The sequence below is a fragment of the Pontiella sp. genome, assembly GCF_041622395.1.
Taxonomy (GTDB): Bacteria; Verrucomicrobiota; Kiritimatiellia; order Kiritimatiellales; family Pontiellaceae; genus Pontiella.
This window is the reverse complement of the sequence record NZ_JBFJYW010000228.1, coordinates 1-6,509: the sequence shown is the minus strand read 5'-3', so window position 1 is coordinate 6,509 and position 6,509 is coordinate 1. Positions and strand designations below refer to the sequence as shown.

Annotated in this window: 5 protein-coding genes and 1 pseudogene; 2 read left to right on the top strand and 4 right to left on the bottom strand. The window is 62.7% G+C overall.

Features of this window, described 5'->3' with window-relative positions; all coding sequences use genetic code 11:
* Both eno and ABYO54_RS12630 read right to left on the bottom strand, forming a co-directional pair.
* Positions 1-615 (bottom strand): annotated as a pseudogene (gene eno / locus ABYO54_RS12635) (phosphopyruvate hydratase); the annotation flags it as partial.
* A gap of 137 nt (positions 616-752) precedes the next feature.
* Entirely contained in the window at positions 753-2,132 is a 1,380-nt protein-coding gene (locus tag ABYO54_RS12630; RefSeq protein ID WP_372808610.1) for a hypothetical protein, read from the bottom strand.
* Between the two features lie 69 nt (positions 2,133-2,201).
* Between ABYO54_RS12630 and ABYO54_RS12625 the strand changes: the two genes are divergently transcribed.
* Positions 2,202-3,950 (top strand): phosphatidylserine/phosphatidylglycerophosphate/cardiolipin synthase family protein, encoded by a 1,749-nt coding sequence (locus ABYO54_RS12625; RefSeq protein WP_372808609.1) that lies wholly within the window; start codon positions 2,202-2,204, stop codon positions 3,948-3,950.
* Between the two features lie 15 nt (positions 3,951-3,965).
* Complete coding sequence (locus tag ABYO54_RS12620; protein WP_372808608.1) at positions 3,966-4,751, top strand: TatD family hydrolase; 786 nt, start codon at positions 3,966-3,968, stop codon at positions 4,749-4,751.
* Here ABYO54_RS12620 and ABYO54_RS12615 read toward each other — a convergent pair.
* Both ABYO54_RS12615 and ABYO54_RS12610 read right to left on the bottom strand, forming a co-directional pair.
* On the bottom strand, positions 4,716-5,930 hold the full coding sequence (locus tag ABYO54_RS12615) for a patatin-like phospholipase family protein (protein WP_372808607.1): 1,215 nt from the start codon (positions 5,928-5,930) through the stop codon (positions 4,716-4,718). The two genes, ABYO54_RS12620 and ABYO54_RS12615, sit on opposite strands and share 36 nt — an antisense overlap.
* A gap of 54 nt (positions 5,931-5,984) precedes the next feature.
* The gene (locus ABYO54_RS12610; RefSeq protein ID WP_372808606.1) at positions 5,985-6,392 is read right to left on the bottom strand and encodes a hypothetical protein; all 408 of its coding nucleotides are present in this window, start codon (positions 6,390-6,392) and stop codon (positions 5,985-5,987) included.
* Between the last annotated feature and the right edge of the window lie 117 nt (positions 6,393-6,509).

Sequence of the window (6,509 nt, the reverse complement as noted above, 5' to 3'; positions counted from 1 at the left end):
TTCGTCGCCTACTGCAGTGGAGAGGCCTTTCTTCTTAATGATGGCTTTGAGCGCGTGGAATACTTCCGCGCCGCAGCGCAGGGCTTCTTTAAAGGTCGGAGCGCCGATGGGGCGGATCATGAATTCCTGGAAGGCGATCGGGGCGTCGGAGTGGGACCCGCCGTTGATGATGTTCATCATCGGAACCGGCAGAGCCTTGGCGTTGGTGCCGCCGATGTAGCGGAACAGCGGAATGCCGAGTTCGTCGGCCGCGGCGTGGGCAACGGCCAGGGAGACGCCCAGCATGGCGTTGGCGCCGAGCTTGGACTTGGTCTTGGTGCCGTCGAGTTCGATCATCAGGTTGTCGATGCCGACCTGGTCGATGGCGTCCATGCCGATGATGGCCGGGGCGATGATGTCGTTGACGTTGTCAACGGCCTTTTCGCAGCCCTTGCCGAGGTAGCGGGATTTGTCGCCGTCGCGCAGTTCGAGCGCTTCGTTGACGCCGGTGGAAGCACCGGACGGAACAGCCGCGCGGCCGGTTGCGCCGGAGTCGAGCGTGATGTCGACTTCGAGGGTGGGATTGCCGCGGGAGTCGAGAATTTCACGTGCCAATACATCAATGATTTCTGACATAACCAGTCTCCTTGTAGTTGTTTGAATATAAAGATTTCCCTTAAAAACGAGCGCCGAATATATCCGCGCCCCCAAAGGGCCGCAATCAAATAAGCCTTAGAATTCCGCGAGGACCGGTCGCGAAATACGGGCAGTTTCTACCACTTGATCACGTTCATGGCGCCGTAGGAGACCCGCTGGGCATCGGAGACCGAGACCCAGCGTTCGGCGAATTTGGGGCCCCAGCTATCGGAGATGGCGATTTCCCCGGTCTGCCGGTTGTAGCCGATGATCAGGCAGATGTGTCCGCCCGCCCCGGTATCCTCGGCCTGGCCGGAGTCGTTTTTGTTTTTCACTTCTTTCCCGTTGCGCCGGGCGGTGTTGTTGTTGGCGGAAAGTTGGAAGGAGGGGGTGCTCAGGAAGCGCCACATGATCGGAAGCCCCTGGTCGATGTACTCCGCAAGATCTTCCGGCGCCAGCGAGCCGCTGATGGGGTCCAGCTCGCGGCCATTGGAGGAGATGAGCGACTTGGTCGCGTTGAGCATGTCTTCCATGTTGGTGCCGCCGCCGATGCCGGTATTGCCGGCGAGGGCCAGCAGATACATGTCGGCCGGGATTTCCATGAAGCGCAAATAGCGCTCCCAGGTCGCCGGCGAGCAGTAGCCCTTCGGGCCTTGGTCGACCATGGGAATGTTCCGGATGATCACGTCGCCGTTGTCGCGCCGTTCGACGCATGAGGCCATGCGCTGCTTGAGTTCGCTCTCGGTGATCTTCTCCACCCGGCCGGCGCGGTCGGCCCGCTCGGTGGGCATGATGCGCAGGGCAACATATTTGCCCTCGGCCTCGGCCAGCATGATCGCGTGGTCGTTCCAATCCCAGCGCCAGACCTTCTCGCGCATGTCGCCTTTGCCCAGGGAATCGCGCTTGGGTTCGCCGAGCTTGGAGACCAGGACGTCGTGTATGTGCCGTCCGCAATCTTCGATCTTCTGGGCCATCTCCTTGATGGTTTTCGGGCTGACGGCGCCGCCGGGCATGGGCATGTCGCCGAGGTTCAGGAAGACGAACGAAATGCTGGCGGCGTTTTCTTCCCCGCCGTAGAGCGCGGCGGTGTAGACGGGTTCGTCCAGAATGTTTTCCCGACCGAGCGGGTAGGCGCGGTGGTTTTCCATGAAGGCGGTTCTCGATTCCTTCTTCAGGCCCATCCGCTTGGCGGCCGCGCCGGTTGCATCGTCCCACAGGTGGTCGTCCTGCCAGATTTGCCGGCCGAACAGCTCGTTGAGTTCGTTCCACGGCACGGCATGGAGGTCGCCGCGGGCCGGCGCCGCGAGCAGGTCTTCGAGGTGTTTCACATCGGCGGCAACAAACGTGTCGAACGGAACCGTGACCGTTTTCCCGCGGGAGGTTTTGAGCATGACGGTCCTGTTGGCGTTGACCTTCACCACCTCGGCCTCCACCTCTTTGCCCTGCGTATTCGTCCACGTGCGGCCGCTGGCACAGGCCGCCAGCGCGATTGCTAAATAGAGAATGGTTTGCTTCATGTTCCACAATGTATAAGGTGAAGTCCGATGTGTGGAGCTAAAAAACTTTTGCTGTTGGGAGTCGTGTGCTTGGCCGGCTGTACGAGCATCCCGGAGCGGGAGCTCGAGAACGCCTTCCGCTACCAGCGGCTGAAGCGCAACGACATCGAAATCGCCCAGCCCATCCCGTCCGAATTCCAGGAGCTGGCGGCCCGGGCGCGGGCGCATCGCGCGGCCGGAAGCACCGCCGAGTATGTCGCTCTGCTGGAGCTGGGCGACGATGCCCTGCTGGCCCGCATCCACCTCATCCGCGCCGCCGTGCGATCGATCGACATCCAGACGTTCATCTGGAAGGACGACCCCACCAGCCGCTTCGTGTTCGACGAACTGGTGAAGGCCGCCGAGCGCGGCGTGCTGGTGCGGGTGCTGATCGATGCGCTGAACATGCCGGCTTCGCCCCGTGTGCTCGCCCGCATGGCGCGCGCCCACCGCAACCTGGAGATCTGCCTCTACAAGCCGCTCGGCGAGGCCTCGGTCATCGGCCGCATCGGCGCCTGGGACAACCTGCTGTTCAAAACCCGGCACCTGAACCGCCGCATGCACAACAAGCTGCTGCTGATCGATGGCCAGATCGGGGTTGCCGGCGGCCGCAACTATAGCGGCCAATACTACGACCGGAACCCGGATTTCCTTTTCCGCGACCGCGACGTCGTCGTGGCCGGCCCGTCGGTGGGCGACATGCAGGAATCCTTCGAGCTGTTCTGGCAGGACAAGAACGCCGTGTTCCTCACGCAGCTGCTCGATGTGCGGCAGGCGTTCGAGCGCTTGACCAACGGCGGCGATCCGTTGGCCGACCCGGCCGACGCCTGGAGATTCGCCGAGATCGATGCGCTGGCCAACGCCAGGTCCCTCTCGAAGGTGCGGCCCACGATCCAGGTCTTTGAAGCCGACGAGGTGCGGTTTGCCTACGACACCCCGCGCAAGTTCAGCGGCAAAAAGGAGCGGATGGATTTCGACGATTGGTTCGAATTTGTGCTCCGTAGCGGGCAGGACCGCCTCGTCTACCAAACCCCCTACCTCATCTATAGCCGCGACCAGCGGCGCGGCATCAATCGGATCCGCTCCAAGCATCCCGATTTCCGGATCGTCGCATCGAGCAACAGCCTGGCCGCGGCCGACCACCTGCACGTCTATGCCCTCTCGTTCAAGCACCGCAAGGAGCTCTACAAAAAAACCGGCATCGACATCTACGAGTCCAAGCCCTATCCCGGCGACCGGCCGCGCTATGTCCACGGACTCGATGCGATCGTCGACCGCGTCATCGAACAGTCGGGCATTGAAAACCGCGAAGACATCGAACAGATCGAACGGGTCGGCCCGTTGCTCTGCATCCATGCCAAATCCTTCGTGCTCGATGGCAAGGTGGCGCTGATCGGTTCGCACAACTTCGATCCGCGCTCCGCCAAGCTCAACACCGAGTGCGGCGTCTTCATCCACGACGAAGCGGTGGCGCTCGAACTCGAAAAGCGGATCCTCAACGCCTGCGAACCGCAGAATGCCTGGACCGTCAGCAAAGGACCCAAGACCCCGGTCATCTCCCGCTTCAGCGGCTTCATCGGCGCCATCTCCGCCGCATTGCCCGTCTTCGATATCTGGCCCTATCGCTACACCACCAACTATGAGCTGAAGACGGACTGCAACCCGCTTTCCCCGCGCGACCCCGACTTCCGGCAAAACTATGTCGACGTCGGCTATTTCCCCGAAGTCCCCGAAGCCGGCACGGTCATCCAGACGCGCCTCATCAAAGCCTTCTTCGGTTGGGCGCGCCCGTTCATGTAGCCCAGGAGTTTTTTTATGTCCGTCCGAAGCCCGCGCCTGAAACTGTTCGATTGCCACAACCACATCCAGGACGAACGCCTGTTCGCGCAGATCGACGCGGTGATGGACCGCGCCGCCGCCGCGGGAGTGGTTGCCATGGGCGTCAAGGGGTGCCGCGAAAACGATTGGCCGCAGGTGGTGGAACTGATGGAACGCTACCCCGGCGTTGTCCCGTCGTTTGGACTGCATCCGTGGTTCATCGGCGAACGCACGCCCCATTGGGCCGAAACGCTTGAGCAACTTTTGCTGGAACATCCGGCCGCCGGGGTGGGGGAAATCGGCATCGACCAGGCCATCGAGGGCCGCGACGACGCCGATCAGGAAGCCGTCTTTCTCGATCAACTCGAAATCGCCCGCCGCCTGCAGCGTCCCGTTTCGATCCACTGCCGCCAGGCCTGGGGACGGTTGATCGAACTGCTCGATGGCTTCGGCGAGCTGCCGCGCGGCATGCTCATCCACTGCTTCGGCGGCTCGGCCGAGGTGGCCCGGGAATTGGTGAAACGCGGCGGCTACATTTCGTTCTCGGGCTCCATCACCCGTCCGAACAACCGCAAGGCCGCCGCCGCCATTTGCGCCGTGCCGGACGACCGCATCCTCATCGAAACCGATGCGCCCGACATCCTGCCCGCCTCCGCCGCCGGCCCGCTGAACGAACCCGCCAACGTCCGCCTGGTGCTGGCGAAAGCCGCCGAACTGCGCGGGATCTCCGAAGAGCGGCTGGCCGGCCTAACGTTCCAAAATGCCGGTCTCTTCTTTGCCTAGCCCGCCGACCTGCTTGAACTCGGGCAGCTTGCTTTCCCAGGGATATCCGTTTTGCGCCTGGGTGTAGGCCAGCTGAAACAGCGCGCTCATGTATTCGATGTTGAAGAGGTCGTCGGGCTCGTCGCGAAAGTGGTCCGGCAAGTAGGCCACGTGGTATGCCATGTTGTTGATTTGCGCATTCTGGTAGATCCGGTACATGTCGCCGAGCCCCTGCGCGCGCAGCAACGTCGCCAGCGATTGCGTCAGGATCGGTACCGTTTTGGGTTTCAAATGTTCGATCTCCGGCGACACCTTCGCATTGCGGATGAGGTAGACATGCGCTTCGCCCTCGAACCCGGCGCGTTTCAGCGCGTCTTCCATATTGTAGGAAACGGGACTGATGAACACCTGGGTCGTGACGCCGCCATCGACGTGCAGTTCGTCGAAGGTTTGCCCGTTGCGCTCCACCTTGAAATAGACCGGCGGAAAGACACCGGGGATCGCGGAAGACGCCAGCAGCACATCGATGATCAAATCGTAGGCATCCGGGTGTCCGCTGGACGCGATGGCCCCGATGTTCCAGATGACCGGGCGCTGCACGTCGAGATAGGTGGTGCCCACCAGCAACCACCGCCCGCGCCCGTATTCCCGCGCCACCTTCTCCATTTCAACGGGCGTGAAATAAGTTTCGACAATGTTGCGCAACGGCGCGTTGTCGGCCATCGAATCGCCCGTGAACAAGCCGGAGAAAAAGCGGTGTTTGAGCACATCCTTGGTGGAGAAGCGGGTGTACATTTCCTGGATGGCCCGGTCGTATTCCGGGCCGAGGAAGGCGAACGGGGCCAGTAGCGATCCGGTACTGATGCCCGTCACCATGCGGAACTCGGGGCGGGTGCCGGAGTCGGTCCAGCCCGAAAGGAGGCCGGCCCCGAAGGCGCCCTTCTGTCCGCCGCCCGAAATCGCCAGGAAATGGATCGGGGCTTGGGGGTCGAAGTCGGGATCTTCGGCCATTCGCTGCCGCAGGAGCCGCAGCCCGTTCTGGTCGACAATGGTTCCGTTGTCGCCCCACACGCGCACGTCGGGTATGCCGGGAATCCCGGCCAGCGTCGCATAGTGGTCCGGCGGCGGCAGCCGCTTGACCGATGCGCATCCCGCCAACAGCGCGGCAAGCAGGAGCGCCAACATCTTTGCAAACTTCATGCTGTTCCTTTCGTCGTCTCGCGGGCCGCGAATCGGGCGGTAACGGGAGGTTGATCAGGGGAGGAGCTGTTCCACCGTCTCCCAACGGTCGCGCGCCTCGCAACGGACCGTTTCAATGCGCAACACGTCGATGTGCGGCAGCGGGGTGCTGGCCAGCGCGGTCAACGGCTTGGGGTCGAGGTGGATTTCCGTCTTCTCCAGCTCGCCGTCGCGGTAGACGATGCGGTAGGCCGACTCCGATTCCAGATCCAGCTTGCGCAAGCGCAACGGGGCCGCCGCCGGCGCGGCCGCTTTGCGCGCGGGCTTCTTGCGCTTTTGGAGCGACGGCAGGCCGTCGGGCGGCGCAAGCGGGAACGGATCGCCGCCTAAAATGGCGTTGATCTGCCGTTCCAGCTCGAACACCTCGACCAGTCGGTCTTCGCGCTCCATCAGCTGTTGGTTGATCTGGATCTGGTTGGACATAGTGAAGAGAGGGGGGAAGCGTGAACTTCACGCCTCGCGAATCTCGACTTATTTCTCTTCGGGTTCCGGTTTCGCCTTGGCGGGCGCGGGTTTCGCCGCGTCCCCTTCGCCGGGCTC